Here is a 25,529-nt window from a genome sequence, read left to right as displayed (position 1 = left end):
ACTGTACAGTTGATGGCATGACCGAGACGAACGAGATCAGCGTGGTAGACCTGCGCAAGAACCTGGCCGACGTCCTGAACGACACCGCCGTGCAGGGCAAGACCTTCTACGTGACCCGTAACGGACGCCGTATCGCCGCGATCGTGCCGGTCCCCGTGGCCGAGCACAGCGAGCAGGCGCGCGGTTAAGGCACTGCGCGGGCCTTGGCGGCCCTCCCAGCACGGCCCTTCACCCCCGGCCTGAAGGCCGGAGCACTGGCCCGCATTCCGGTAGCGGCGCACCGAGCCCTTAGATTTGATATTTGATATGTTACATTCGCCGTCGACGTAGCGATTCACCTGCGGCGATCATGAGGTGATGCGGTATGAGTATCGATCTCACCGACGAGCAGAAGGCGTTCACCGAAGCCGTCGACGACTTCTGCCGCCGCGAGGCCGGCACCCGCGAGCAGCGCGGCGACAGCCCCCACCACCCCGGCCTGTACCGCCGGATGGCCGACCTCGGCTGGCTCGGCGTCACCGTTCCCGAGGAGTACGGCGGCTCCGGCGCCGGCATGGTCGACACCTGCCTGTTCCTGGAGCACGCCGCCTACGGCCAGGCCCCGGTCGGCGGCTTCACCACCAGCGCGATCGTGGCCGCCGCCGTGCAGCGGTGCGGCTCGCACGAGCAGAAGAAGACGGTCCTCGGCGGCCTCGTCGACGGCCGGGTCTACGCGATCGCCATGTCCGAGCCGGAAGCCGGATCGGACGTCGCCAACCTCTCCTGCCGCGCGGTCCGCACCGGGGACGGCTGGATCGTCGACGGTCAGAAGACGTGGTGCTCCAACGCCCACATCGCCGACACCGTCCTGCTCGTCGCCCGTACCGGCGGCAGCCCCGGCGACCACCACGGCCTCACCATGCTGCTGGTCCCCGCGGATGCCCCCGGCCTGCGGATCAACGGCATCGCGACGATGGGCGGCAGAGAGGTCAACGACCTCTACCTCACCGGCGTCCGCCTGCCCGCCGACGCCGTCGTCGGCGCCGTCGGCGAGGGCTGGCGGCAGCTGATGGCCGGCCTCAACACCGAACGCCTCATCCTGGCGGCCGTCATGCTCGGCACCGCGCAGCGAGCCTTCGACGACGCCCTGGACTTCATCCGGCAGCGCCGGCAGTTCGGCCGCCCGGTCGGCTCCTTCCAGGCACTGCGCCACCGGGTCGCCGACCTGGCCACCGAGATCGAATGCTGCCGCCTGCTGGTCCACCGGGTCGCCACCCTCGTCGACCGCGACCCGCTCCGGGTCCTCCCACGCGAGAGCTCCATGGTCAAACTCAAGACCACCGAGGTCGCCCGCCAGGTCGCCCTGGCCGGCATGCAGATGATGGGCGGCTACGGCTACGCCACCGAGTACGACATGGAACGCCACGTCCGCGCCACCCTGATCTCGACCGTCTACGGCGGCACCAGCGAGATCCAGCGCGAGATCATCGGCAAGACCTACGGACTCTGATCCGTCACCGCGGCCGGCCGGCTTCCGGTTCCCCGGTCCCAGGTTCCCCACCGCATTCCGGTACGGCCATGGGCCCCCGACCGCAATCGAGCCGTCCCGTGAGCCACCCGCCGACGTGGTCCGTGACCCGGACCGCAGCGCCCGCTGCGGGCCGAATGCGGTGGTCACCGGGCAGGTAGTCTCCCCACCATGCTGATCATCGGGAACGTCCTGGCCGCCATCGTGGCACTGATCCACGTCTACATCGCGGTCCTGGAGATGTTCCTCTGGACGAAGCCGCAGGGCCGCAAGGCGTTCGGTCTCACCCCCGAGTTCGCCGAGCAGACCAAGGTGCTGGGCCTCAACCAGGGCCTGTACAACGGCTTCCTCGCCGCCGGCCTGATCTGGGGCCTGCTCGGCGGAGGTTTCGCCGCCATCGTCTTCTTCCTGATCTGCGTGGCCGTCGCCGGCATCGTCGGTGCCGTGACCGCCAGCCGCCGCATCATCTACGTCCAGACCGTCCCCGCCGTCCTGGCCCTGATCCCCACCCTCCTGGCCCACTGACCCCGCCTCCGCCGACGACGTCTGTTGCTGCCGCACGGGCGGGCCGTGACGTGGCACGCTTGGGGCAGAATCTGCCGAGAGGTGAGGCGATCCGATGAGCGTGGCAGTGCTGGAGCACCCGGAGCCGTGGAGCGAGGACGAATACTTCGCGCTCGGCGAGACCTCGAATCGGATCGAGTTGATCGATGGGAGCCTGTGGGTGAGCCCTGCCCCGAGCAAGCGGCATCAGCACATCGCCTTCCTGCTCACCATGGGGCTCTACGCCGCAGCTGAACGGTCGGGACTGCTGGTGCTGCAGGACGTCAATCTCCGGCTGGCGAACAGCCGGATCCTGCAGCCCGACATCGTCGTCGCGGATACCGACGACATCGGGACGACGGTCGAGGCCGCGGAGGCCGTGCTCGTCGTCGAGGTGGTCTCGCCGAGTAACGCCGGAACGGATCGGCTGCTGAAGCCACAGTTGTACGCGGCGGCCGGAATCGGGTGGTACCTACGGGTGGAACAGCCACCGGACTCGGTGGAACTGCACCTGCAACGACTGGCCGGCGACCACTACGAACCGGTGCGGGTCGCGGTGCCCGGCCAGACCTTCACGATCGACGAGCCGTTCCCGTTCGAGATCGAGGTGGCGTCCCTGCTGCGCCGTCGCCACCAGGTCTGATCAATTGCGCTTCACATAGCCGAACGTGATGCGGTGGTCCGATCTGGATCACGGGAGCCTGCACGCCGGCGACTGGGTTGCGGTCGTCCGCGCGTAGCACCGGTGACCGGCGGCTTCCGCCCGGAGGCCGCGCCGCGGGCCCGGATCCGTGGAGACGTCGCGGGGTGGGCCCGGGACGGCGTGGTTCCGGTGGGGCGGGGTGGCCCGTACCGGAAAAGGATGTTGGCTATGGTGAGCCCATGAGTGCAGCGACGCTGCTCGATGCAGAGGATCGGCGGATCGCCGCCGGGGCCGGGATCGCCGTTTTCGCGGACCGGCTGATTCTCGGGGCGCAGCCGCCGGCCGGCGACGAGGTCCTCGAGGCGGTGGCGGCGCGGTGTGCCGGCCCGCTGCCGGAGGCGCTCGTCGCGTTGTGGCGTACGAGTTTCGGTGGGCGCATCGACTACCAGCTGGACGGGCAGCTCTCGTTCACGGAGCTGTTCGGGCCCGGTTCGGACGGCTACCTCGACCTGTGGGGCTGGATCGATCACGAGACGGATTCCGGGCCGCTGCGGTTTCTGCCGTTCGGTGGGTTCGAGTATCTGGACCGGCTCTATGTGGACACCGCGGAGGGCCCGGGGCACGGCCGGGTCGTCTACTGGCAGCAGGGGCTGCCGCCGGGGTGGGAGCTGACCGAGGGCGATCGGGCGGCCGGGCTCGCGGGGGATGCGCGGGCGCTGTTCGGGCAGCTGGCCCTGGAGGACGATCCGTGGGTGGCCGACGACGCCGACGCGGGAGCCGAGCTGCGGGACGCGATCGACGAGCTGGCCGAGGAGGAACCGGTGGTCGCCCGGAAGCTCCGGGACCTGGTGCGCGGGACCGTTCTGGACTGGCGGCCGGCGCTGGCCGCGGGGACGCTCGCGGGGGAGCCGCGGTTGCGGCGGCTGGCCCTGGACCGGGCCGCGTCGGCCGGTGACGCCGACCTGCTGGAGCGCCTGGCCGCGGCCGGCTGCGATCTGGCCGAGCCGGTTCGCGGCGGTCTCACCGCTATCGACATCGCCCTGGTCAACCGGCGTCTGGAGGCGGTCGAGGGACTGCTGGGGCGGAAGGTTCCGGTGACGAACACGCTGCGGACCGGCGCCCACGCGGTCACCGCCGGGATGGCGCGGGTGCTGCTGGACCGGGGTGCGGTCGTCACGGCGGACGCGGTCGGCGGGGCGATCGACAACGACGATCCGGAGGTGCTGCGGCTGGTGGCGGCGCACCTGCCGTCGTCGGCGGAGGTGCGGGAGCACGTGCCCCGGCTGCGGATGCTGGCCGCGCAGGCCGCGCACGCCGCGGACCGTTCGGGCGACGAGCGGATGCGTGACCGGGCGACCGTCCTGAGAGAACTCGCCGCTATGATCACGGCTGGTGCGGGCTCGTAGCGCAGAGGTCGTCGCGTCGGCCTGCACAGCCGAAGGACGCCGGTTCGAATCCGGCAGGGCCCGCACCCCGGATGTCAGGCCGGCCGGGTCGCGCGCACCCATCCGGTGGTGATCAGGGCGAGGGCGGCGGCGTAGGTGGTCATCACCAGAACCCCGTGTGCGGGCGGCCGCAGGCCCGCCGCGCCGAGGCCGATCAGCAGGTCGGAGATCAGGAAGAGCAGACCGCCGAGGGCGACACGCCGGGAGATGCCGGCTGCTGCCGCGGCCATCATGGTCAGCGCGAGGCTGCAGATCAGCACGGGTACGGCCAGGGCACCCAACCGCTCCCACAGCAGGAGGTTGGCCAGTGCCCAGAGCAGCCCGTACGCCGCCACGAAGGGCCGGGGCAGGGGACGGAACGCCGTGATGAGGCAGAGCTGAGCCCCGAGGAAGAATCCCATCCCGGCCAGGAACGCGACCTGTCCCGGCACCAGCAGGGCGATGTCGCCGGCGGTGGCGAATCCGAGCGCCACGGTGACGAGGTCGCGTCGCCCCCGCCGCAGCAGGTAGAGGATCAGCAGCGGCCCGAGCAGTGGTTTCGTCAGCCACTGCACGACCGTCCAGTCCGCGGCCACGGCGACGATCTCGATCGCCGCGACCACCGTGAAGATCCGGAGGATCATGGCGCGGGCTGCCAGCCGGGCCGCCCGAACAGGTAGCCGGCCCGGTCCCGCCAGGTCGTCGCCCCGCGCAGGTCCCGCCAGATCGCCGCATACTCGTGGGTGGCCACCCGGAGCGGGTTGTACGTCTGGAGGTTGCTGGTCAGCCCGTAGGCGACCTTCTCACCCTCGGGTTCGAAGCTGCCGAACAGCCGGTCCCAGACGATCAGGACGCCGCCGTAGTTGCGGTCGAGATAGGGGTCGTTGGAGCCGTGGTGCACCCGGTGATGGGATGGGGTGTTGAAGAACCATTCGATCGGCCGCCACATCCGGTCGACCCGCTCGGTGTGCAGGAAGAACTGGTAGCCGAGGCTGATCGACTGCTGAAGGAAGATCATCCAGGGCGGGAAGCCGAGGGCGGCGAGCCCGAGCCAGAACGGCAGGGCCGTCATCGGGGTCCAGGTCTGCCGCAGCGCGGTCGACAGGTTGAAGAACCGGCTGGAGTGGTGCACCACGTGACTGGCCCACAGCACCCGTACCTCGTGGTGCAGCCGGTGGAACCAGTAGTAGGCGAGGTCGTCGGCGAAGAACAGCAGCACCCACACCCACCAGTCGTGCGGGTCCAGCTGGAACGGGCTGATCACGTAGAGGCCGGCGAACACGACGGCGGTGACCAGTTTCCACGGCACGCCGATGATCTGGCTGCCCAGGCCCATGGACAGGCTGGTGGCGGTGTCGCGCGCTTCGTACCCGCGTTCCTCGTCGTCGGGCAGGAACCGGAACGACAGGAACTCCATGACGATCAGCAGCAGGAACGCCGGGACGGCGTAGAGGACGGCGGGGATCATCGGCGTTCGGCGTTCTCGGCGGAGGCGGCCGGGCCGGGCGCAGGCACGGCCGGGGTGAGCAGGGCCCGGGCCGCCCGTTCCGCGCCGGTGGCGTCGCCGTCGGTGATCAGGGCGGCGAGGCGGCGGTGGAGGGCGACGTCGAGCAGTTCGGCGGCCCGCAGGTGCGGCGGCACGTGGCCGACGGCCAGGTCCCCGGCGGTGAGGCTGTTGTACGCCAGCAGGTACGCGACGTTGCCGGAGCCCTCGATGATGCGCCGCCACACGGTCAGGTCGGCCACACCCATCGCGGTGAGGTCGGGAACCGCGGCGGCGTAGTCCTCGACGGCCCCGGCGACCGCGGCGCGGGCCTCGGGAGTGGCGCGCAGGGCGCACAGCCGGGCCGCGTCGGCACCGATGCCGGCCCGCATCTCCATCATGTCGCGGGCCAGTGTCGGGACCGGCAGCACGTCACCGGCCTGGGTGAGGGCCATGGCCAGGTCGAGGCCGGCGGTGGCCCGCCAGTCGAGCACCCGGGTGGCGCCGCCCTGGCTGACCCGGACCAGGCCGAGCTGCTGGAGGCGGCGCAGCGCCTCGCGGATCGCGTGCCGGTTGACCCCGAAGGAGGCGGCCAGGTCGCGCTCACCGGGCAGGGCGTCGCCGGCTGCGTAGCGGCCGCCGAGGACGGCGTCACGCAGCCGGCCGAACACCTGGTCGGAGACGGACTGCCGGTCGAGTGGTGCGAACGTCATGGCGGGCAGTGTGCCCGCCATCACGTCAACCCGTCAACTGGTTGGACCAGTTACTTCCGGAGGGCGCTGAGAAGCTCCGCCTTCGTCATGGCCGACCGGCCGGTGATGTTCTGCTTCTTCGCCTGGGCGTACAGCTCGGCCTTGCTCGCGGTGTCCCGGGGCTTGTCCGACGACTTCATCGACTTCGCCGGTTTGCCGAGCTGCTGCCAGCGGGTCTCGGTCATCTCCACACCGAACTTGCGGGCCGCCTTGCGGATCCGCTGGAACGCCTCGTCGCGTTCGGTGTCGCTGACGTCGCGGACCTGGTCGAAGCGGGCGATCGCGTTGCGGACGTGGCTCGCGTCGTTGAGCGGCTCTTTGCGCACCCGCGGGAACGCGAACACGCTGTCCGGCATCGCGTTGCGGTCGGCCGCGTCCAGTTCGTGATTCTTCGTTCGTCGAGTAGCCATGCCCGATCGATACCCCGGCGGGTCCCGGCCATGCGGCCGGGACCCGCCTTCGAGGTCAGCGGAGGGCGCTGTACGGCGCGACCGTCACCCGGTCGATCACCGGTGCGTACCGCGAGCGCAGCAGCACGTCCGGCCAGGTCTCCGAGGCGTACGTGACCCCGTCGAAGTTCGGCAGTTCCGCCGACGAGAAGGCGACCGTGTTCTGGCCGCGCTTCAGGGTCACCGGCACGGTCAGCTCCCAGAAGTTGTTGTCGTGGAAGCTGTGCGGGAACAGCACCCGCTTCGCCGTACCGCCGTTGATCGTGAGGTCGGCGTGCCGGGTCAGCGGGTCCGGGTTGTAGTGGGTGGCGACCGCCTGCTCCGGGTTCGAGTAGCGGATCCGCAGCGCGTACGTCCCGGGCCGGTCGGCCGCGACGGTGAACGTCAGGGTGTTCGGGCCGGTCACCCCGGTGACCACGGCACCCCCACTGGCCAGCGACTTCGCGGTGACCGTGGCGCTGCCGGCCGGAGTGGCGGCCTCGGCCTCGTAGGAGACCGACGGCAGCGCCCCGGCGCCCTGACGGACGGTGAGCCGGTCGATCGTCGCGGACCTGCCGGTGACGACGACCTTGTTGACGCCGCCGGACAGCGACACCGCCGCCTTCCGGCCGCCGACCGCGATCCCGTTGACCGTGATCCGCAGGTCACGGTCGCCGACGGCCTCCACGATCGCGGACGCGTCGGCCTTCGAGTAGACCCAGAACGTGGCGCTGCCGTGCCGGCCGAGTTCGGCGCCGCCCGCGACGGAACGGGCGCCCTTCAGGTCGGACAGTTCGGCCTCGTAGACGTCGGTGGCGGCGGCCGGGTTCGGCAGGGCCAGGGTGATCCGGTCGATGATCGCGTCGCCCCTGGTGGCCTTGGTGCCGTCGAGGCTTCTCGCGGCCAGCGCGAGGGTGTGGGTGCCCTTGGTCAGCCTGACCGTGGTGTCGGCGTGGTCCCACACCACCCACTTGTAGGCCGGCGGCAGGAACAGCTCCTGTTCGGCGGCGCCGTCGACGCGCAGGAACACGTTCGTCGGCCCCTGTTCCCGGACCGCGTCGTAGGTGTTGAGCGAGTTGGCGAAGACGCTCAGGTCGTAGGTGCCGTCGGCGGGCACGTCGACGGTGAAGTCGAGGACGCCGTCACTGCCGGTGCGCAGGCCACCGACGTTGAAGCCGCCCGAGGTGTAGAACTTCGACACGTCCGACGGCGAGCCCTCCGGGCCGTTCCGGCTGTAGCCGCTCCCGGTGTACTTCGCCTCCTCGGCCTCGAACGACCCCTGCCACCGGGTGGGCGGCTGCCCCACGGCGGTCCTGCTGCCCGGGCCCAGCACGATCTCGTACGCCGACGACTCGATCAGCTCGTCGAACTCGACCGCGACCGACCCGTCGACGACCTTGAACTCCTTCTCGGCGATCAGCCGTGGCGGGGCCGAGTCGCCGACCTGCCCGGTCCACGGGATCTCCCGGATCCACGCGTGCACGTTCTTCCCGAAGGTCTTCGGCACGTTGTCGAACCGGATGTAGCCGGCGCCGGTCGCCCCGCCGACGATGGCCCGCGCCTGCTTCCTGCTCCTGTCGAGCGAGGCGACGCCCTGGAGCGTGTAGTTCCGGCCCGGGTACGGCGGGGTGACGTGCACGGTGTCGCCGGTCATGCTGCCGTAGGCGTTGTACAGCCACCACTGCCCGTTGCCGCGGTTGGCCTGCACCGCCGAGTCGGACAGGTTGCCGTCGATGTTCCAGTACGCGATGTCGGCGTCGACCTTGGACTCCTCGATCGCCGAGATCCACTGGATCATCTGGCCGGGCACACTGGTGTGGTAGTTGAAGGCGTACTCGTTGATGTTGATCGGCAGTTCCCGGCCGATGATCTCCCTCTCCCACGTCCGGTACTTCGCGACGCTGTCGCGGACCGCCTCCGGGTGGCTCAGCTCGTGCCAGGTGATCACGTCGGGCACGGTGCCGGCCGCGACCGTGTGCGTGAGGAAGCCCTTGACCTGGTCGAACAGGATGCTGGTGTTGGGCCCGGCGATCCGCGCGGTGGGCATCTTCCCCTTGATCAGGGCGTAGACGTCGTCCCAGGCCCGGAAGTAGTCGGCCGGGTCGCTGAGCCAGCTGACCCCGTCGTAACTCCACTCGCCGGTGCCGAACATGTTGCCCTCGGGCTCGTTGAACGGCACGAAGACGACGTTGTCCTGATACTCCGGCGCGAGGGTGAGGACCTGGTCGACCTGCTTGGCGATCTTGTCCTTGAAGAGGTTCAGCTTCTCCTCACCGGTGCCGCCCGGCCACTGGTAGGGGAAGCCGCGGTGGATGTCGGTCATGTAGATGTAGGTGTCGCCGCCGGTGCTGTCGGCCAGCGGTTTCACGACTTCGAGGGCGTCGGCGCCGGGATGCTGCGGGCCGTCCTGCGCCTTGGTCGAGACGGTCCGCAGCCGCATGCCCTCGATCAGGTTGTTGGTGGGCACGCCGTCGCCGTACAGGCCGTAGAGGGTGCCGGATGCTCCGCCGTGGAACGCGCCGGTCGACTTCGCCAGGTCGACGACCAGCTCGCCCTCCCGGATCACCGTCACGGTGGCGGTCACGGCCCGGCCGGCCGCGGTCCCGGGCACCGTGAAGGTGCCGCGCTGTGCGTACCGGGCGGGGTCGACCGCCGCCCAGACGATCGGGACGCTCCGGTCGTACCCGTCGGTGAAGCTGCCGTTGACCGTGGCCGGCAGTGCCGGCGCCGTCCCGGTCGTGGTGCGCACGTCGAAGGCCGTCGCGGTGATGCCGGTGACCATCGGCGGGGTGACGCCGGACTCCGTGACGACCTGCTCGGCGGTCAGCGCGGCGCCGTAGACGCGGAACGAGTCGATCGCCCCGTCGAAGAGCGGGTCGGGATAGAACGACCTGCCGAGGAAACCCGCCGACGTGGTCCCGGCGTCCAGGAGGTCGGCGGCGGTCAGGGCCGTCGTCGCCTGCGATACGGCCACCCCGTCGAGGTACGTGGTGAGCCGTCCCCCGCCGAGGGTGACGGTGAGCGTCTTCCAGGCGTCGGCGGGCAGTGCCGCCGAGCCGGTGACCTGTGCCTCCGCGCCGCCGCCGCCCGTGGTGACGGCGGTGCGCAGCCTGCCGTCACCGTTGTAGGGCGTGGTGAACAGGTAACGGCTGTTGTCCTTGCCGAGCGCGTAGATCCACTGCCAGGGTGCGGTCGTCCCGTCCCATCGGACGCGGGCCGAGACGGTCAGGTCGGTGCGGCCTTCGAGGGCTCCGCGGGGGATGGTGACGTAGGCGCCGTTCGAGGTGGGGGCGCCGCCGGGCAGGTGCAGGGCGCCGTCGGCGAAGACCGCGGTGGCGGCGTTGACCAGGGTGCCGTGGAGGCCGTTACCGGAACTGTCGGTGACGGTGCCGTCGTCGAACTCGTAGGCCAGCACCGGCGCCGGAAGGTCGGCGGCCAGCACGGGGGTCGCGGGTGTCGCGGCGAGGATCACGGCGAGGATCGGGACTTTCCAGGCTCTCATGCATCGCTCCGTAGCGTGATGTGAGCGTTAACAAGCGAACGCGGGCAAGCGCTTGCGTTCAGTCAACGAGGGATTTCGGCCAGGTTACGAACTCAATCCGCATTCGTCAATGACTTGTAAGGGAAACCGTTTGCCTCACGGTCGCCGTGCGGGGTTCCCGGCTGGCTCTCACCGCTGTCTCAGCGCCGCTGAGACAGCGGTGACAACCAGCCGGGAACCTCAGACGGCCGTCGAGGCGCGGGGGATCAGGCGGCCCGGGCGGGCGTGCCGGCCGTGCGCCGGGGTGCCGTTGATCGCCGCTAGCAGCATCTCCGCGGCCGACCGGCCGATCCCCTCCAGGTCCATGTCGACGCTGGTCAGGGCCGGCTGGCAGCCCTCCACCATGACGTCCCAGTTGTCGAAACCGACGAGTGCCACGTCCCCCGGGATCTGCTTTCCGGCCTTGGTCAGGGCCTCGGCGAGACCGCGGGCGATCTGGTCGCTGCCGCAGAACACCGCGTCCACGTCGGCGCCGGTGGACAGCAGGATCCCGGCGGCCTGCCGGCCCCAGGCCTCGCTCCACTCGCCGTACAGCGTCGGGGTCGCAGGGCGGACACCCTCGCCGGCCAGCGTCTCCTCGGCCGCCCGGGCCCGGACAGTGGCCGAGTGATGGTGCTCCGGGCCGGTGACGTGGGCGATCCGGCGCCGGCCGATGGCGAGCAGGTGCCTGATCGCGCGGCGGGCACCGTCGGCCTCGTCGGGCACGACCGAGCAGTCCCGCGGGTCGGTGGAGCTGATGAACGCATACACCACCGGGACCGGCAGGCCGATCCCGATCGGCGCGCGGGCGTCGGTGCGGCGGCCGGTCACTATGATCCCGTCGACCTTGCGGCTGAACAGCGTACGCAGGTAGTACTGCTCGCGGATCGGGTCGTCGCGGGCGTCGCACAGGAAGATCGACATCTGGCCGGCGCCGAGCGCGTCCTCGGCACCGATGAGCAGCGGGATGCTGAACCGGCCGATGCTGTCGGTGGTGATCATCCCGACCGTGTAGGTGCGGCCGGTCTGGAGGCTGCGGGCGGCCGCGTTGGCGACGAATCCGAGCTGCTCGGCGGCCTGCTGCACCCGCAACCGGGTCTCCGGCCGCAGTGCGCCCCGGCCGTTGAGCGCTTTGGACGCCGTGCCGGTGGAGACCCCCGCGAGCGCCGCCACCTGGCTGATGGTGACCGCGCGATCCATGGTGCTCAGCGTTTCCTCCCCAGTTTCCTGCACCGTTTCCGGCACGCTCGTCATGTGACCGTAACTTGCCCTTGACATGCGAGCAAGGCGCTCCCTAGCGTCTAGGCAATCGATTTCCTCATGGTTCTCATCAGGAACGTCACCCTCCCCGCCATCCTCCTCCACGTGCAAGGGGATCCGATATGACCACGACCCGGGGACGTCTGCGTGCGGCAGCTGCTCTCGTCATCTCCGCCTGCCTGCTGGCCGGCTGCTCGAAGGGCTCCGAGCCCGGCGCGAGCGGCACCGGTGCAGCCGGCGGCGACTACACGATCTGGGACCCGTACCCGCAGTTCGACGACGGCTCGGACTGGGTGAAGCTGCTGACCAGGTGCGGGACCGACGCCGGGGTGACGGTCAAGCGCACCGGCTACGACACCACCGACCTGACCAACAAGGCGCTGCTCGCCGCCCAGCAGAGCAACTCGCCCGACGTACTGATCGTCGACAACCCGGTCGTCTCCACCCTCGCCGACGCCGGGGTGCTCACCACCACCGACGAGCTGAAGGTCGACACCGCGGCCGTCGAGCCGAACCTGCTGGCGGCCGGCCGGATCGGCGGCAAGACCTACGGCATCCCGATCGGCGCCAACACCCTGGCCCTCTACTACAACAAGAAGATCCTCGACGGCGCGAAGGTCGACCCCGCGGCGATCAAGGACTGGGCGTCGCTGACCGCGGCGCTGGAGAAGGTGAAGGCCACCGGCAAGAAGGGCATCACCTTCTCGGCGATCGGCACCGAGGAGGGCTCGTTCCAGTTCCTGCCCTGGTTCTGGGGTTCCGGCGCCGGCCTGACCCAGCTCGACTCGGCGCAGGGTGTCGCCGCCCTGGAGTTGTGGAACGGCTGGCTCAAGAACGGCCACGCGCCGAACTCGGTGCTCAACAACACCCAGACCACCAGCTGGCAGGAGTTCGCCGCCGGTGACTTCGCCTTCAGCGAGAACGGCACCTGGCAGCTGGCCAACGCGGAGAAGACCGGCTTCGAGTACGGCATCATCCCGATCCCGTCGCAGGCCGGCGGCACCGCACCCGCCCCGACCGGTGGCGAGTTCGTGACCGCCCCGGTGCAGACCGAGACCGGCCGCTACCCCGTCACCGAGAAGCTGATCGCCTGCCTGAGCAGTGCCGACAACGCGTTCACCACGGACACCACGCTGTCGTACATCGCGGCCACCGAGGCCGTGCAGCAGAAGCAGGTCGCGGCGAACCCGCAGCTGGCGGTCTGGGTCGAGGCGGTCAAGGCGGCCAAGGGCCGGACCAGTGACGACCTTGGCACGAAGTACCCGAAGATCTCGCAGCCGTTGTGGACCGCGTTCCAGGCCGCGCTCAGCGGCTCGGCCTCCCCGGCGGAGGCGCTGAAGACGGCGCAGACCACGGCCGCCGCAGCCACCAAGTGACGATGGCACACGATGTGACGACCGGCGTTCCCGCTTCCCCGTCCGCTCCGGCGGGCGGGGGAGCGGGGGCGCGGGCGGAGGGCACGCCGGGCCGTGGACGCCGGGGCGGGCACTGGACGGCGTGGGCCTTCCTCGCCCCGATCGTGATCTACCTGCTCGCCTTCTACGCCTACCCGCTCTACCGCAACCTGGACCTGAGCCTGCGGCACTACACGGTCCGCAGTTTCGTGCAGGGTGACGCCCCGTTCTCCGGCTTCGACAACTACCGCGACGTGTTCGCTGATCCGGCGTTCGGGCCGGCGCTGCTGCACACCCTGACGTTCACCGTCGTCAGCATCGCGTTCCAGTTCGCGATCGGCCTGGCGCTGGCGGTCTTCTTCGCCCAGAACTTCCGGCTGTCCGCGACGTTGCGGGCGTTGTTCCTGGTCCCGTGGCTGCTCCCGTTGATCGTGAGTGCATCAACATGGACATGGATGCTCAACAGTGATTCCGGGATCGTCAACCATGCACTTGAGTTGATACATGTTGATCCCGTCAACTGGTTGACGTCGCCGGACTGGGCGCTGACCAGTGTGATCATCGCGAACGTCTGGATCGGCATCCCGTTCAACCTGGTGGTGCTCTACAGCGGACTCCAGGCGATCCCGGCCGAGGTGCACGAGGCGGCGTCCATCGACGGCGCCAACGGCTGGCAGCGCTTCTGGCGGGTCACGTTCCCGCTGCTGCGCCCGGTCTCGGCGATCACCCTGCTGCTCGGGCTGGTCTACACGCTCAAGGTCTTCGACCTCATCTGGATCATGACCAAGGGCGGCCCGGCGGACGCGTCGATCACGTTCGCCACCTGGTCGTACCGGTTCAGTTTCGGCAGCCTGCTACCCGAGTTCGGCCCCGGAGCCGCGGTCGGCAACCTGCTGATCGTCATGGCGCTCTTCTTCGGCCTGCTCTACATCCGCTTCCAGAGGAGGCAGGCGTGAGACGGGCGAAGACCGTCCTCGGGCTGATCTTCACGGCGATCATGCTGTTCCCGGTCTACTGGATGATCAACGTGTCCTTCACCCGGGACACCGACATGCGGGCCGACCCACCGCACCTGTTCCCGCTGGACGGGACGCTGGAGGGTTACCGGGCCGTCCTCGATCAGCAGCTGCCGTACCTCGGCACGTCCCTGATCGTCGGTCTCGGCACCGTGGCCCTGACCCTGGCGCTCTCCGCACCGGCCGGCTTCGCCCTGGCCAAGCTCCGCCCGAAGGGCGGTGGCGTGCTCAGCTTCGTCCTGCTGATCGCCCAGATGATCCCCGGAATCATCATGGCGATGGGGTTCTACGCCATCTACCTGCGGCTCGGCGTGCTCAACACGGTCGGCGGGCTGATCCTGGCGGACTCGACGATCGCGGTGCCGTTCGGCGTGCTGATCTTCACGGCGTTCATGTCCGGCATCCCCGACGAGCTGATCCACGCCGCGATGATCGACGGCGCGACGACCTGGCGCACGTTCGTGTCGGTGATCCTGCCGGTGTCGCGCAACGCGATCGTCACGGTAAGCCTGTTCGCGTTCCTGTGGGCGTGGTCGGACTTCGTCTTCGCCACGACGCTCGACGGCGGCGGCGACGCCCAGCCGATCACCCTCGGCATCTACCACTACATCGGCAACAACAACCAGCAGTGGAACGCGATCATGGCGACCGCCGTGATCGCGTCGATCCCCGCGACGCTGCTGCTCATCCTGGCCCAGCGTTACGTGGCCGCCGGTGTGACCGCCGGCGCCGTCAAGGACTAGAGGAACCATGAGCGACATCAAGCACGGTCCCGTCGTGCCCACCCCCGGCGCCCTCGGTGTGCTGCGGCCGCTGCCCGCCGGCGCGGTGCGGCTCACCCCGGGCGGCCTGCTCGGCGGCTGGCAGGCCCGCACCGTCGCGGCCACGCTGCCGCACTGTGTGGCGAGCCTCGAGGCCCGCGGAAACCTCGACAACCTGCGCCGCGTCAACGGTGACACCGACGCCGGGTTCCGTGGGTACTGGTTCGCCGACACCGACGTGCACAAGACCCTGGAGGCGGCGTTCTGGTCGGGTGCCCAACCGGCGTTCGCCGCGGAGGTGGCCGCCCTGCTGGAGAAGGCCCAGGACGCCGACGGCTACCTCAACTCCTACTACCAGGACCCGGAGCGGCGTGACCGGCAGTGGGCCGAGCTGCACTTCAGCCACGAGATGTACACCGCCGGGCACCTGATCCAGGCGGCGGTCGCCGCCGCACGTTCCGCGCCCGGCGATGCGGTGGCCCAGCAGGTCGTCTCGGTCGCCCGCCGTTTCGCCGACCTTCTGGTGCAGCGGTACGGCGACTCGCCGCAGACCGACGGCCATCCCGAGGTGGAGACGGCGCTCGCCGAGCTGTACCGGGTGACCGGCCACCGCCCGTATCTGGATCTCGCCGCCCGGCTCCTGGACAACCGGGGCCACGGGACGCTGGGGGAGGGCCGCTTCGGTGCCGCCTACTTCCAGGACCACCTGCCGCTGCGGGAGACGGCCGAGGTGACCGGCCACGTCGTGCGGCAGTTGTACCTGCTGGCCGGCGCGGTCGACGTGGCCGTCGAGACCCGCGACGAGGCGCTGCTGGCCACGGTCGAGCAGCTGTGGGACTCGGCGCTGGACAGCCGCACCTACCTGACCGGCGGGCAGGGCTCCCGGCACCGCGACGAGGCCTACGGCGACGCCTACGAGCTGCCGCCGGACCGCGCCTACGCCGAGACGTGCGCCGCGATCGCCAGTTTCCAGCTCGCGTGGCGGCTGCTGCTGGCCACCGGCCGGGCCGGCTACGCCGACGAGATGGAGCGGGTGCTGCACAACGCGATCGCGGCCGGTACCGCCGTCGACGGGACGGCGTTCTTCTACTCCACCCCGCTCCAGCGGCGCACCGGCCACGACAGCGGCGACGAGAACGCCCCCGGCCACCGGCTGGACTGGTACGACTGCGCCTGCTGCCCGCCGAACCTGGCCCGGCTGATGGCGTCGCTGCACACCTACGCCGCCACCGGGGACGACAGCGGCCTGCAACTGCACCTCTACGGCGCCGGGGAGTTCGCCTCCGGTGCGCGCCGCGTCGAGGTCGCCACCCGGTACCCGTGGGACGAGCAGATCACCGTGACCGTCACCGGCACCACGGCCGACCCGTGGAGGCTGTCACTGCGCGTGCCGGCCTGGTGCACCGACGTGCGCCTGACCGTCAACGGCACCCCGGCCCCGGCCCGCGCCCAGGGCGGTTACCTGCGCCTGCACCGCATCTGGCATCCCGGCGACGAGGTCGTTCTCACCCTCGCCATGCCGGCCCGCCTGGTCGCCGCGCACCCGCGGGTGGACGCCGTCCGCGGCGCGGCCGCCCTGGTCCGCGGCCCGATCGTGTACTGCCTGGAGCACGCCGACATGCCCGCCGGCGGCACGCTCTTCGAGGACTGGGAACTCGACGCCACCGCACCGGTCGCGGTCGCCCACCACGGCAGTGGGCTCGCCCCGGTCACGCTGCGGGTCGGGGTGCGGGCCCGGACCGCCCAGGACCGGCCGCTCTATCGCGACCTGCGCACCGGCGGCTCCACCGCGGCGACCGCGACGGTCTCCGCCATCCCCTACTTCCTGTGGGCCAACCGGGAACCCGGCCCCATGCGGGTCTGGATCCCGCTCGCCGCACAGGAGGACTGACCGTCCCCTCTCACCCCACCGAGGTGAAACCGTGCGCCACCGCATCCCTCCATGTGCAGGCGCACATCGCCGAATTGGACTACATCAACCTCGCCTGGCCGCCCACCGATCCGGTGGAGTCGACTCCACCGGATCCGGGGGCCTCACGCGGTCCTGATACGCCGAAAGCGGTGATCACCACGAGGGTGATCACCGCTTTCGGTCGGGTCAGTAGCCGTATCCGCCGCTGCTTCGTCGCTGCCGGTAGCGGCGGCGCGGGTCGTTCATCATCCTGCGGGTGAACAGCAGGCCACCGCCGATCGCCACGAGAACGACCACGCCGATCACCGGCAGGCTCACCGACGGGCTGCCGCTGCCCGCGTCGGCCGCCGACAGCACCGGGTTCGCCGAGGTGGCGCCGGCCGGGGCGGCGTTCGGCGCCGGGGCGGTGGGCAGCGCCGCGAAGTCGACGATGCCGCTGCTCTCCAGCAGGGTCAGGTGGGTCATCACGAACTGGTTGGCGCGCTGGGCCAGCTTGCGGACCGTGTCGTTGCGGGTGCTGGTCCGGATGGTGGCGATCGCCGGGAAGATCTTGCCGTGCGCGGCCCTGAGCCGGTCGATGTAGACCTGGTCGAAGTCCTCACCGACGTTGGCGTCCTCCATCTCCTGGAGCCAGCCCTGCTGATCCTCGTTCGGTTCGTCCGGCAGCTGGATCTTGAGCTTCTTCGCCGCGTCCCGGGTCAGCTGGTCGAGGACCCTGTGCTGCTCGGCGATGTCCGCGCCGATGCCCTTGACCCGGTTGCTCTTCGACTTGTCCTGCGCCATCTCCCCGGCGGGGATCTCCCACAGCCCGGCCAGGCGCACCTTGATCACGAAGTCCTTGTCGGCCGCGGAGATCTTTCCCGCACCGGTGTCGGTGATCAGGTTGCTGGGCGGGTCGGGGACGCCCGGCTCGACGGCCAGCGCCGGGCGAGGGTCGAGCAGGACGATCGCCAGCGCGGCGATGAGCAACCCGGCCAGCCGGCGGGGCAAGGCGAACATGCGGACGACGGCGAGCACGTGGGCCTCCATGACCTGTGTGATGTCTGTGCGGGACTCCCGTGCCCATGACCACGGATTACCGGGCCGGTCGGATCAACTCAATTCACTAGATCTTCACAACCGTGGGAGCGCGACCTGTCCGGAAGCAGTCAGCACCCGACCGTCCGTTGTGGAATCGTCGGGTCATGGTGAAACTCGGCGTGAGCCTCCCCCAGTTCAGTCATTACACCCCCGGCGCCGACGTGGTCGCCGCGGCGCGGGCGATCGAGGAGATCGGTTACGACAGCCTGTGGGTGTTCGAGCGGTTCCTCGTGCCGGAGGACCAGAGCGGGTCGCACGGCCTCTACTCGGTGCCGGGGCTGGCCTGGCCGGAGATCTACCGCGGGGTGACCGACGCGCTGGTCACCCTCAGCACGGCGGCGGCCGTGACGGAACGGATCACCCTCGGCACCGGCGTGCTGGTGGTGCCGCTGCACCTGCCGCTGCGGCTGGCCCGGGAGCTGGCGACCCTCGACGCGTTCAGTGGCGGCCGGCTGGTCGCCGGGCTCGGGGCGGGCTGGTCACCGGACGAGTTCGCGGCCGGTGCGGCGGTGCCGCTGAGTGAGCGCGGACGCGCGCTGGACGACTTCCTGGACATCGCGGCAGCGGTGTGGGGACCGAATCCGGTCAGTTACTCCACGCAGCGGTACGAGGTGGGCGCAGCCGACATCGGGCCGAAGCCGGCCGGCCGGATCCCGGTGCTGCTCGGCGCGGGCGCCGGGGCGGACCGGGCGCTGCGGCGGGTGGCCGCGCGGGCCGACGGCTGGGTCGCCAGCGGGGTCACCCCGGAGCAGGTGACGGCGACCCGGGCCCGGCTGGCGGAGCTGGCCGCCGAGGCGGGGCGGACGACGCCGATCTCCTGCACGGTGCAGATCGCGGTGCTCGGGGTGACCGGGACGTCGGTGGAGCCGCGGGAGCCGCTCACCGCCAGCATCGAGCAACTGGTGGCGGACGTGGCGGCGTTCGCCGAGGCCGGTGCCGACCACGTCTACCTGACGCTGCCGGCCGGCCTGCGGGACGTGAAGGAGCTCATCGACCGGGCCGCCGAGTTGCACGCGGGCGTGCGGGCCGCCGGGATCTGAACCACCGACGGCGCCGGCACCAGGGAGGAGTGCCGGCGCCGTCCGGCTCAGTAGACGTACGGCCAGGCCGAGGAGTCCCAGCCCAGCAGGTTGATGCCGAGCTTCGCGGTGCCGGACGAGCACGTCGGCATCGGTGTCGTGACCATCTTGATGCCGGACCAGAACGAGCCGAAGGTCAGCCACCACTCGCCGGACGGGGTGACCGTCAGGGTCGGGTCGATGGCGTTCCAGCCGGTGCTCGTGGTCGACTCGATCACCTTGCCGGCGTAGGTCCAGCTGCCGGACGCACCGGTGGTGCTGGTGGCCAGGAAGATCGCCGACCGGCTGGAACCGAACGTCGAGGCGGAGTAGCACAGCCAGTACCTGCCGTTGCGGTAGGAGAGGTCCGGCGCCCACAGGTTGGCACTGCCGCCGGTGTAGGAGGTGGCCCACGACGTGCCGTTCGGGAACGCCCGGCCGGCGTCGGCGAAGGCGGTGCGGTCGGCCGACGTCTTCAGGGTGATGCCGTCGCCGGTGGTGGCCAGTAGGTACCCGCCGGTGGGGCGCTTCACGATCGTCGGGTCGTGGGCGTTGGTCGAGCCGGTCACGACGCCCGGGTCGGGGTAGGCGGCGAGGGCGGGTGCGGTGCCGGCGACGGTCAGGGCGAGGATGCCGGCCAGGCCGGCGGCGAGCAGACCTGCTCATGATCGCCGGGGATGCGTTCACAGCGGTGACATTCCGCCGCCGCCCGTGCGGCGCCCTGGCGGCCCGGTGTCCGGCCTGCCTCGCGCCGGACGGGCACAGTGGCCCCGGTAGGCCGTACGAAATGTGTAAAAAGACGGACCGGACCGCCGAACATCTCTTCCGGACGGGTCGCACCGCGAGCCGCTGACCTCGGGAGTGCACATGGGCGCGGATCGGTGGTTCGGAGTCGGACGTAGCCTGGCGGCGGATCCCGCGACAGCCGGAACCCAGGCCTGCCGGGATGCCCTCGGCGGGCGCCGCGCCGGCCTGCTGATCGTCTTCGCGTCGCTCACCCACGCCACCCGGGAGATGGCCGAGGCCGTGCACGCCGAAGCCGGCGGCGACGTCCTCATGATCGGCTGCTCCACGTCCGGCGAGTTCACCGCCGACGGTGGCGGCGCCGGCGTCGTCGTCAACGCCCTCGGCGGCTACGACGTGTCGGTGCGCGCCGTCCCCCGCGACGTCGACGACCTGTACGAGGCCGGCATCCGCGCCGCCTCCTGCCTCGACGACGTCGACGCCGAGAACCGGGTCGTCCTGCTGCTCGGCGACGGCCGCAGCAGCGACCAGCAGGAGATGGTCCGCGGCGCCTACACCGTCGCCGGCGCCCTCGTACCCCTGGTCGGCGGCTGCGCCGGCGACAACGTCACCCAGACCGGCACCTTCCACTTCTTCAGCGACGGCACCACCGTGCAGCTCCTGCCGAACGCGGTCCTCGGCGCGGCCCTCGGTTCACCCGCCCCGTTCGGCATCGGCATCGCCCACGGCTGGCGCAAGACCGGCGAGCCGATGGTCGTCTCCCGCAGCGAATCCGGCACCATCTTCGAACTCGACGGCGAACCCGCCCTCGACGTCTACCTGCGCCGCACCGGCGCCGACCCGGCCCTGGCCGACGACCCCGCCGCGTTCCTCAACTTCGCCACCATCCGCCCGCTCGGACTGGCCCGCCGCACCGGCGAGGACATCCGGGTCATCTTCCAGGCCGACCCGGCGACCCGGTCCATCTCCGGGCTCGCCGACACCCCCGAAGGCGCGATGGTCTGGTTCATGGAGGCCGACCCCGAGGGCATCGTCGACGCCGCCTCCACCGCTGCCGTCGAGGCCACCTCCGGTCTTCCTTCGGAAGCCCTCGGCCTGCTGGTCTTCGACTGTTGCGTACGGTCGATCGCGCTCGGCCCCGACGGCACCGACCTCGCCGCGTCCCGCCTGCACGACGCGATCAAGCCGATCCCGTACGGCGGCTTCTACTCCAACGGCGAGATCGTCCGCAAACCGCAGGCCAAGGGCATGCACCATCTGACCGTCGTCGCACTCGCCCTCGGCTGAGGTCATGTCCGGCTGGTCGACCCTGCAGCTGACCGAGTTCTTCAGCGCCATCACCCGCGCCGGAACCGTGTCCACCGCCGCCCGCCTCGCCGTCCAGCGCGCCACCGAGGCGACGGACGCCGAGGTGGCCGCGGTGATCTGCGGCGACGAGGTCCCGGCGTCGGTCGGCCTCGGCCGGGCCCCGTCGACATCGCTGTTCACCAGCCTCGGCCCCGGATGCGACGAGACGACGTTCCCCGGCGCCGGCCCCATGCACGTGACCGTGCACGTCCTGGACCGGGACTCGGGCACCCCCGACCGCCTGGTCGTCGCCCGCGCCGACGAACCGTTCGCGGCCGAGGAACGGCAGATGCTGCAGGGCATGGCCCGGGTCCTGGGGCTGGCGCTGCGCAGTCTGCGCACCCTGGAGGCGGAACGCCGTCTCCGCCTCGCCCAGGAGCGGGAGGCGGCCGCCCGCCTTGAGCTGGTGGAGGCCCTGGAACGCCGGGAACGCCTGCTGGAGACGCTGCTGCGCGTCCAGCGGTCGGCGGGCCAGCGGCCCCTCGCCGAGGTCCTCGACATGATCACCTCCAGCGCGGCGGGCCTGCTCGACGGGGTGACGGTGGCACTCGTGCTGCGCGACGCGGTCGCCTCCGTCTGCGGCGACCACCACGAGGACCTGATCTACGCCGCGGACCGCGCGGCGACGGCGGGGGCACCGGTCACCTGCGGTGACCTGGAGGCCGCGCCGGTCCACATCAACGGCGACGTGGCCGGAGCCCTCGTGATCACCGCCGTCTCACCCACCTTTGCCTCACCTGCTGCCGCTGCTTCGTCCGCCGCTGCTTTGCCTGCCGCCGTGTCGCCCGCCGGAATAGGCGCCGTTTCGCCCGGGGGCGCTGTTTCGCCTGCCGTGATCGTTTCCGCTGACGGTGTCGGTGCGGAGGTTAGGGAGGCCGAGCGCCGCGATGTGCTCGCCGCGTTCGCCGAGCAGGCCAGCCTCGCGCTGACCGGCGCACACACTCTCGCCGCCGTGCACGAGGCCAAGCACGACCCGCTGACCCGCCTGCCGAACCGGGCCCTGTTCCTGCAACGTGTCGAGGAGACCATCACCGGGGGCACCGCCGCCCTGCTCTACCTCGACCTGGACCTTTTCAAGCAGGTCAACGACACTCTCGGCCACGCCGCGGGCGACGAGCTGCTCCGAGCGGTCGCCGGCCGGCTCCGCGCCGCCATCCGCGACACCGACATGCCGGCCCGCCTCGGCGGCGACGAATTCGCCGTACTCCTGGACCCGCTCACCTACCGCGACCAGGCCCGCGACATCGCCCAGCGGGTCATCGACGCCATCGCCCGGCCGTACGACATAGCCGGCCGCACCGTCCTCACCCGCGCCAGCGTGGGCGTCGCCTACAGCGGAGGCCGCTCCGCCGAACGCCTGCTGGAGGAGGCCGACCTGGCGATGTACCGCGCGAAGAAGACCCGGAAGGGCACCTACCAGGAGTTCGAACCGGACATGCGCGCCGAGTTGCCGCAGGCCTGCTGACTCACACCCGCTCCGCCAGCCGGACCCGCGGCGTCTGCCGTACGCAGAAATTCTTCGATCCGTCTGGAGCCGAATGGGAGGCTCGGGTGGTGACCACTTTCGCGCTCCAGGCGCAGCCCGTTGATGCCGCCTCCTGGCTGGACCTCGCCCGCCGCGCCGAAGACGCCGGCTTCGACACCCTCCAGGCCGCCGACCACCCCGGCGCGTGCGCCGCACCCTACGTCGCCCTCGCCGCCGCGGCCGCCGTGACCAGCCGCATCACCCTCGGCGCCTACGTCGCCAACGCAGGCATCCGCGAACCGCTGCTGCTCGCCGCCGACGTCGCCACCCTCGACGTCGTCTCCGGCGGCCGTGCCCGCGTCGGCCTCGGCGCCGGCCACACCCCCGCCGAATGGCTCGCCGTCGGCCGCGAACGCCCCGACGTCCCCGGTCGTGTGGAACGCTGCATCGCCGTCGCGGACGCCGTTCGCGCTCTGCTGGACGGCGGCACCGTCACCGTGCACACCCCGCACCTCGACGCGCACGAAGCCCGCCTCGACAAGCCGCGCCCCGTTCAGGAGCGTGTCCCGCTGCTGCTCGGCACCGCGAACACCCGCCTGCTGCGCTGGGCCGGCGCGCACGCCGACATCGTCGGCCTGTCCGGGCTCGGCCGCACCCTTCCCGACGGCCACAGTCACACCGTCCGCTGGCGGCCGGACCAGGTCGACGCCCAGATCGAGCAGGTCCACGCCGGTGCCGCCGGCCGGCAGACGCCACCGCCGCTGGAGGCCCTCGTCCAGATCATGGAGATCACCGACGATGCCGAATCGGTCGCGGCGCCCCACGCGGCAGAGATCGGTGTGTCCGTTTCTGATCTGCTTGCCGCACCGTTCGTGCTGATCGGCACCGTCGAGGAGATCCGCGCCTCCATCGAGCGCCACGAAAAGCGCTGGGGCATCACCCGCTACGCCGTGCGTACCCCCGCTTTCGAGGCCGTGCAGGCCCTCGGCCTGCTGTGACATCGGCAACGCCAGGTCCGATTCTCGCTAGCGCCCAGCCGCGCGGCACGCTTGGCTTGCTCCCATGACCCCCGATTCGGTACGCCCGTCGCGCGCTGCCATCGCCGCGGCAACGATCACCGTCGTCCTCTGGGCGTCCGCGTTCGTCGGTATCCGGGCCGCGGCCCCGCACTTCTCGCCGGGCTCCCTGGCCCTGGGCCGGCTGCTCGCCGGGGCCGTCACGCTGGTGATCCTCCTGGCGATCAGCCGTCAAGGGCTCCCACCACGCCCCGCCTGGCCGGGAATCATCATCTCCGGAGTGATCTGGTTCGGCCTCTACATGGTCGCCCTCAACTGGGGTGAACAGCTCGTCGACGCCGGCACCGCCGCGATGCTCGTCAACGTCGGCCCGGCCGTCATGGCCCTGCTCGCCGGCTGGCTCCTGCACGAGGGTTTCCCGCCCCGGCTGCTCGCCGGCATCGTCGTGTCGTTCCTCGGCACCCTCGTGGTCGGCTTCTCCATGTCCGGCGGCGGCCGCACGTCGATCCTCGGCGTCGTCCTGTGCCTGGTGGCGGCCGTCACCTACGCCGCCGGCGTGGTGGCCCAGAAGCCCGCGCTGAAACACGCCACCGCGCTGCAGGCCACCACGTTCGGTTGTGTGATCGGGGCGATCGCCTGCCTTCCGTTCGCCGGCCGGCTGATCTCGGACGTCTCCGAGGCCCCGCTGTCGATCACCCTGAACGTCGTCTACCTCGGCGTCTTCCCCACCGCGATCGCGTTCACGACCTGGGCGTACGCGCTGGCCCGCACGACCGCCGGCAGGATGGGCTCCACGACGTACGCGGTCCCCGCCGTCGTGGTCGTCATGTCCTGGCTGGTCCTCGGCGAGGTCCCCGGCTGGCTGACCCTGCTCGGCGGCGCCCTGTGCCTGGCCGGTGTCGCCGTCTCCCGCAGCCGCCGCACGCCCACTCCCGACCCCACTCCGGCCCCGTCCCGCTAGAGATCGACCGGAACCGGAACGCTGTCTCCCGTAGCCGCAGAGTGCCCATTCGGGTCCGTCTCGCTGGAGATGCGCAGGTGTCGGAGCCGGGAGTTCGTGGGCTCGGGTGTGCCGGTCTGGAGACGGCCACCCGGGCCCGGCGCTGGGCGGCCGAAAAATGTCGTACCCGGCGGGCAGGATCGGGGCATGACGGTTCCGGTCGATGCCCGCTTTCTTCGGCTCCTGGATGGCAGTGCATTGCTGAGCAGCGATTTCTCCCCGTTGCCGGGCCTGCGCTGCCCACTCGGCGGCGGGTCACCCCGCCGATCGCCGGTCATGCCACGGCCACGGTTGGTGCGCGGGTGCGGGCATCGCCACCGAGGGCTGCGGGCTCGGAGCGCAGCCCTCGGGTGACCGCCGTGGGCCGGGGGAGTGGTGGTGCCTCTTGCGCTCGGCGGGGCTCGCGGGGCGTACCTCTAAAGCTGGTTTGAGCGGAGGGCTTGCAGGACGCCGGGGTACAGGCGGGTTTTGATCGTGGCGAGTGTCGGGCCGGCCTTGCCGGCCTGGGCCTGAGCGAGGGAGATCGCGGTGGGAAGGACGGCGTCGGCGGGGACCGCCTGGTCGATGATGTGGCGTTCGGCGGCTTCGAGGCCGCCGTAACGGCGGGCGGTGACCATCGCCTCGTGCGCGGTCTGCGGGGTGAGCCGGGCCTGGATGAGGGCGCTCATGCCGGGGGTGAAGGGCAGGTTGATGTCCGCCTCCGGCAGGCACCAGAAGCCGCGGTCGGCGCGCATGACCCTCAGGTCGTGGGCGAGCGACACCATGGCGCCTCCGGCGAAGACGTGGCCGGGCATGGCCGCGACGGTCACCATGGGCAGGGCCAACAGGCGGGCGAGCAGTTCCTGTACGGAAGCGATGTACGCCGCCTGCTGATCCGCGTGTGCGACGAGCCAGTCGAGGTCGAGCCCCAGGCTGTAGTGCTTTCCGGTGGCGGTCGTCACGAGCGCCGCGGGGGACGGGGCCTTCTCGACCTCGTCGAGCAGGCCGTTGACGGCGGTGATCAGGTCGGGGTGCAGACGGTTCTCGGTGTCGCCGAGGTCGAGAACGAAGACGTCGTCGTGACGGTCCAGGGTCGGCATGGCAGGCCTCCTTAGTTACTCATGGGTAACATAGCGGACCGGCCCCGGTTCGTCGATGGCCACGCTCTTCGGCACAATGGGAGGGTTGGTTCGGCGG

Annotated in this window: 23 protein-coding genes and 1 tRNA gene; 15 read left to right on the top strand and 9 right to left on the bottom strand. The window is 70.9% G+C overall.

The genetic code is table 11. The features are described from left to right. The 6 genes from BC793_RS43165 to BC793_RS43140 all read left to right on the top strand — a co-directional run. Window positions 1-188: type II toxin-antitoxin system Phd/YefM family antitoxin (locus tag BC793_RS43165; protein ID WP_249037418.1), on the top strand; the 188-nt coding region annotated here is incomplete at its 5' end. A gap of 176 nt (window positions 189-364) precedes the next feature. Next, entirely contained in the window at window positions 365-1,489 is a 1,125-nt protein-coding gene (locus BC793_RS43160; protein ID WP_109602432.1) for an acyl-CoA dehydrogenase family protein, read from the top strand. 189 nt (window positions 1,490-1,678) lie between these two features. Then, entirely contained in the window at window positions 1,679-2,032 is a 354-nt protein-coding gene (locus tag BC793_RS43155) for a DUF1304 domain-containing protein (RefSeq protein WP_170167352.1), read from the top strand. A 94-nt stretch (window positions 2,033-2,126) separates the two neighbouring features. Further along, entirely contained in the window at window positions 2,127-2,693 is a 567-nt protein-coding gene (locus BC793_RS43150) for a Uma2 family endonuclease (RefSeq protein ID WP_109602431.1), read from the top strand. Between the two features lie 239 nt (window positions 2,694-2,932). Beyond that, on the top strand, window positions 2,933-4,099 hold the full coding sequence (locus BC793_RS43145) for an ankyrin repeat domain-containing protein (protein WP_109602430.1): 1,167 nt from the start codon (window positions 2,933-2,935) through the stop codon (window positions 4,097-4,099). Continuing rightward, window positions 4,090-4,162 (top strand) — tRNA-Cys (locus tag BC793_RS43140). Before BC793_RS43145 ends, BC793_RS43140 begins: the two co-directional genes overlap by 10 nt. A gap of 11 nt (window positions 4,163-4,173) precedes the next feature. Here the strand turns inward: BC793_RS43140 and BC793_RS43135 are convergent. The 6 genes from BC793_RS43135 to BC793_RS43110 all read right to left on the bottom strand — a co-directional run bounded on the left by BC793_RS43135 (window position 4,174) and on the right by BC793_RS43110 (window position 11,500). Then, entirely contained in the window at window positions 4,174-4,761 is a 588-nt protein-coding gene (locus BC793_RS43135; protein WP_109602429.1) for a lysoplasmalogenase family protein, read from the bottom strand. Then, the gene (locus BC793_RS43130; RefSeq protein ID WP_109602428.1) at window positions 4,758-5,585 is read right to left on the bottom strand and encodes a sterol desaturase family protein; all 828 of its coding nucleotides are present in this window, start codon (window positions 5,583-5,585) and stop codon (window positions 4,758-4,760) included. The genes BC793_RS43135 and BC793_RS43130 overlap by 4 nt, the downstream gene beginning before the upstream one ends. After that, complete coding sequence (locus BC793_RS43125; RefSeq protein ID WP_109602441.1) at window positions 5,582-6,313, bottom strand: FadR/GntR family transcriptional regulator; 732 nt, start codon at window positions 6,311-6,313, stop codon at window positions 5,582-5,584. Before BC793_RS43125 ends, BC793_RS43130 begins: the two co-directional genes overlap by 4 nt. Before the next feature lie 50 nt (window positions 6,314-6,363). After that, window positions 6,364-6,762 carry a DUF6582 domain-containing protein gene (locus BC793_RS43120; protein ID WP_109602427.1) on the bottom strand — a complete coding sequence of 133 codons (399 nt, stop codon included), beginning with the start codon at window positions 6,760-6,762 and terminating at the stop codon, window positions 6,364-6,366. A 55-nt stretch (window positions 6,763-6,817) separates the two neighbouring features. Beyond that, window positions 6,818-10,282: a LamG-like jellyroll fold domain-containing protein gene (locus BC793_RS43115; RefSeq protein WP_109602426.1), complete on the bottom strand. Its 3,465-nt coding sequence runs from the start codon at window positions 10,280-10,282 to the stop codon at window positions 6,818-6,820. A 219-nt stretch (window positions 10,283-10,501) separates the two neighbouring features. Further along, window positions 10,502-11,500, bottom strand: coding sequence for a LacI family DNA-binding transcriptional regulator (locus BC793_RS43110; RefSeq protein WP_109602425.1), 999 nt, complete (start codon window positions 11,498-11,500; stop codon window positions 10,502-10,504). Window positions 11,501-11,682: 182 nt separating this feature from the next. Here BC793_RS43110 and BC793_RS43105 point away from each other — a divergent pair, with 182 nt between their 5' ends. The 4 genes from BC793_RS43105 to BC793_RS43090 are packed head-to-tail and all read left to right on the top strand — an operon-like array spanning window position 11,683 to window position 16,622. Then, window positions 11,683-12,936, top strand: a complete 1,254-nt coding sequence (locus tag BC793_RS43105; protein ID WP_109602424.1) for a sugar ABC transporter substrate-binding protein — start codon at window positions 11,683-11,685, stop codon at window positions 12,934-12,936. A 2-nt stretch (window positions 12,937-12,938) separates the two neighbouring features. Continuing rightward, entirely contained in the window at window positions 12,939-13,910 is a 972-nt protein-coding gene (locus BC793_RS43100) for a carbohydrate ABC transporter permease (RefSeq protein WP_109602440.1), read from the top strand. A gap of 41 nt (window positions 13,911-13,951) precedes the next feature. Then, window positions 13,952-14,713, top strand: coding sequence for a carbohydrate ABC transporter permease (locus BC793_RS43095; RefSeq protein WP_109602439.1), 762 nt, complete (start codon window positions 13,952-13,954; stop codon window positions 14,711-14,713). Between the two features lie 7 nt (window positions 14,714-14,720). After that, window positions 14,721-16,622, top strand: a complete 1,902-nt coding sequence (locus tag BC793_RS43090; RefSeq protein WP_109602423.1) for a glycoside hydrolase family 127 protein — start codon at window positions 14,721-14,723, stop codon at window positions 16,620-16,622. 207 nt (window positions 16,623-16,829) lie between these two features. On the opposite strand, the gene BC793_RS43085 is transcribed toward BC793_RS43090, so the two are convergent. Next, window positions 16,830-17,672 (bottom strand): DUF4142 domain-containing protein, encoded by an 843-nt coding sequence (locus BC793_RS43085; protein ID WP_239170646.1) that lies wholly within the window; start codon window positions 17,670-17,672, stop codon window positions 16,830-16,832. A gap of 155 nt (window positions 17,673-17,827) precedes the next feature. Between BC793_RS43085 and BC793_RS43080 the strand changes: the two genes are divergently transcribed. Next, window positions 17,828-18,763, top strand: a complete 936-nt coding sequence (locus BC793_RS43080) for a TIGR03619 family F420-dependent LLM class oxidoreductase (protein WP_109602422.1) — start codon at window positions 17,828-17,830, stop codon at window positions 18,761-18,763. A gap of 47 nt (window positions 18,764-18,810) precedes the next feature. Here BC793_RS43080 and BC793_RS43075 read toward each other — a convergent pair whose 3' ends face one another. Then, a complete protein-coding gene (locus BC793_RS43075) occupies window positions 18,811-19,350 on the bottom strand; it encodes a family 43 glycosylhydrolase (protein WP_239170645.1) in 540 nt (179 codons plus the stop codon). Between the two features lie 298 nt (window positions 19,351-19,648). On the opposite strand from BC793_RS43075, the gene BC793_RS43070 reads away from it, so the two are divergent. The 4 genes from BC793_RS43070 to BC793_RS43055 all read left to right on the top strand — a co-directional run bounded on the left by BC793_RS43070 (window position 19,649) and on the right by BC793_RS43055 (window position 24,314). Next, a complete protein-coding gene (locus tag BC793_RS43070; RefSeq protein WP_109602420.1) occupies window positions 19,649-20,812 on the top strand; it encodes an FIST signal transduction protein in 1,164 nt (387 codons plus the stop codon). Between the two features lie 4 nt (window positions 20,813-20,816). Continuing rightward, a complete protein-coding gene (locus BC793_RS43065; RefSeq protein ID WP_109602419.1) occupies window positions 20,817-22,337 on the top strand; it encodes a GGDEF domain-containing protein in 1,521 nt (506 codons plus the stop codon). Window positions 22,338-22,426: 89 nt separating this feature from the next. After that, entirely contained in the window at window positions 22,427-23,335 is a 909-nt protein-coding gene (locus BC793_RS43060) for an LLM class flavin-dependent oxidoreductase (protein WP_109602437.1), read from the top strand. Between the two features lie 64 nt (window positions 23,336-23,399). Further along, the gene (locus BC793_RS43055; protein WP_109602418.1) at window positions 23,400-24,314 is read left to right on the top strand and encodes a DMT family transporter; all 915 of its coding nucleotides are present in this window, start codon (window positions 23,400-23,402) and stop codon (window positions 24,312-24,314) included. Window positions 24,315-24,769: 455 nt separating this feature from the next. Here the strand turns inward: BC793_RS43055 and BC793_RS43050 are convergent, their stop codons facing one another. Beyond that, window positions 24,770-25,432: an enoyl-CoA hydratase-related protein gene (locus BC793_RS43050; protein ID WP_109602417.1), complete on the bottom strand. Its 663-nt coding sequence runs from the start codon at window positions 25,430-25,432 to the stop codon at window positions 24,770-24,772. Window positions 25,433-25,529 lie beyond the last annotated feature (97 nt).

Origin of the sequence: Actinoplanes xinjiangensis (genome assembly GCF_003148685.1) — a bacterium.
Taxonomy (GTDB): domain Bacteria; phylum Actinomycetota; class Actinomycetes; order Mycobacteriales; family Micromonosporaceae; genus Actinoplanes; species Actinoplanes xinjiangensis.
The sequence above is the reverse complement of the archived record's forward strand: the minus strand, read 5'-3'. Positions and strand labels throughout refer to the sequence as shown.

Bases quoted from the DNA above. Each gene is read 5' to 3' on its own strand.
- BC793_RS43155 (WP_170167352.1), top strand. From the start codon at position 1,679: ATGCTGATCATCGGGAACGTCCTGGCCGCCATCGTGGCACTGATCCAC.
- BC793_RS43115 (WP_109602426.1), bottom strand. From the start codon at position 10,282: ATGAGAGCCTGGAAAGTCCCGATCCTCGCCGTGATCCTCGCCGCGACA.
- BC793_RS43055 (WP_109602418.1), top strand. From the start codon at position 23,400: ATGACCCCCGATTCGGTACGCCCGTCGCGCGCTGCCATCGCCGCGGCA.
- BC793_RS43120 (WP_109602427.1), bottom strand. From the start codon at position 6,762: ATGGCTACTCGACGAACGAAGAATCACGAACTGGACGCGGCCGACCGC.
- BC793_RS43095 (WP_109602439.1), top strand. From the start codon at position 13,952: ATGCTGTTCCCGGTCTACTGGATGATCAACGTGTCCTTCACCCGGGAC.
- BC793_RS43065 (WP_109602419.1), top strand. From the start codon at position 20,817: ATGTCCGGCTGGTCGACCCTGCAGCTGACCGAGTTCTTCAGCGCCATC.
- BC793_RS43125 (WP_109602441.1), bottom strand. From the start codon at position 6,313: ATGACGTTCGCACCACTCGACCGGCAGTCCGTCTCCGACCAGGTGTTC.
- BC793_RS43110 (WP_109602425.1), bottom strand. From the start codon at position 11,500: ATGGATCGCGCGGTCACCATCAGCCAGGTGGCGGCGCTCGCGGGGGTC.
- BC793_RS43150 (WP_109602431.1), top strand. From the start codon at position 2,127: ATGAGCGTGGCAGTGCTGGAGCACCCGGAGCCGTGGAGCGAGGACGAA.
- BC793_RS43100 (WP_109602440.1), top strand. From the start codon at position 12,939: ATGGCACACGATGTGACGACCGGCGTTCCCGCTTCCCCGTCCGCTCCG.
- BC793_RS43070 (WP_109602420.1), top strand. From the start codon at position 19,649: ATGGGCGCGGATCGGTGGTTCGGAGTCGGACGTAGCCTGGCGGCGGAT.
- BC793_RS43080 (WP_109602422.1), top strand. From the start codon at position 17,828: ATGGTGAAACTCGGCGTGAGCCTCCCCCAGTTCAGTCATTACACCCCC.
- BC793_RS43145 (WP_109602430.1), top strand. From the start codon at position 2,933: ATGAGTGCAGCGACGCTGCTCGATGCAGAGGATCGGCGGATCGCCGCC.
- BC793_RS43105 (WP_109602424.1), top strand. From the start codon at position 11,683: ATGACCACGACCCGGGGACGTCTGCGTGCGGCAGCTGCTCTCGTCATC.
- BC793_RS43090 (WP_109602423.1), top strand. From the start codon at position 14,721: ATGAGCGACATCAAGCACGGTCCCGTCGTGCCCACCCCCGGCGCCCTC.
- BC793_RS43050 (WP_109602417.1), bottom strand. From the start codon at position 25,432: ATGCCGACCCTGGACCGTCACGACGACGTCTTCGTTCTCGACCTCGGC.
- BC793_RS43085 (WP_239170646.1), bottom strand. From the start codon at position 17,672: ATGGAGGCCCACGTGCTCGCCGTCGTCCGCATGTTCGCCTTGCCCCGC.
- BC793_RS43135 (WP_109602429.1), bottom strand. From the start codon at position 4,761: ATGATCCTCCGGATCTTCACGGTGGTCGCGGCGATCGAGATCGTCGCC.
- BC793_RS43160 (WP_109602432.1), top strand. From the start codon at position 365: ATGAGTATCGATCTCACCGACGAGCAGAAGGCGTTCACCGAAGCCGTC.
- BC793_RS43130 (WP_109602428.1), bottom strand. From the start codon at position 5,585: ATGATCCCCGCCGTCCTCTACGCCGTCCCGGCGTTCCTGCTGCTGATC.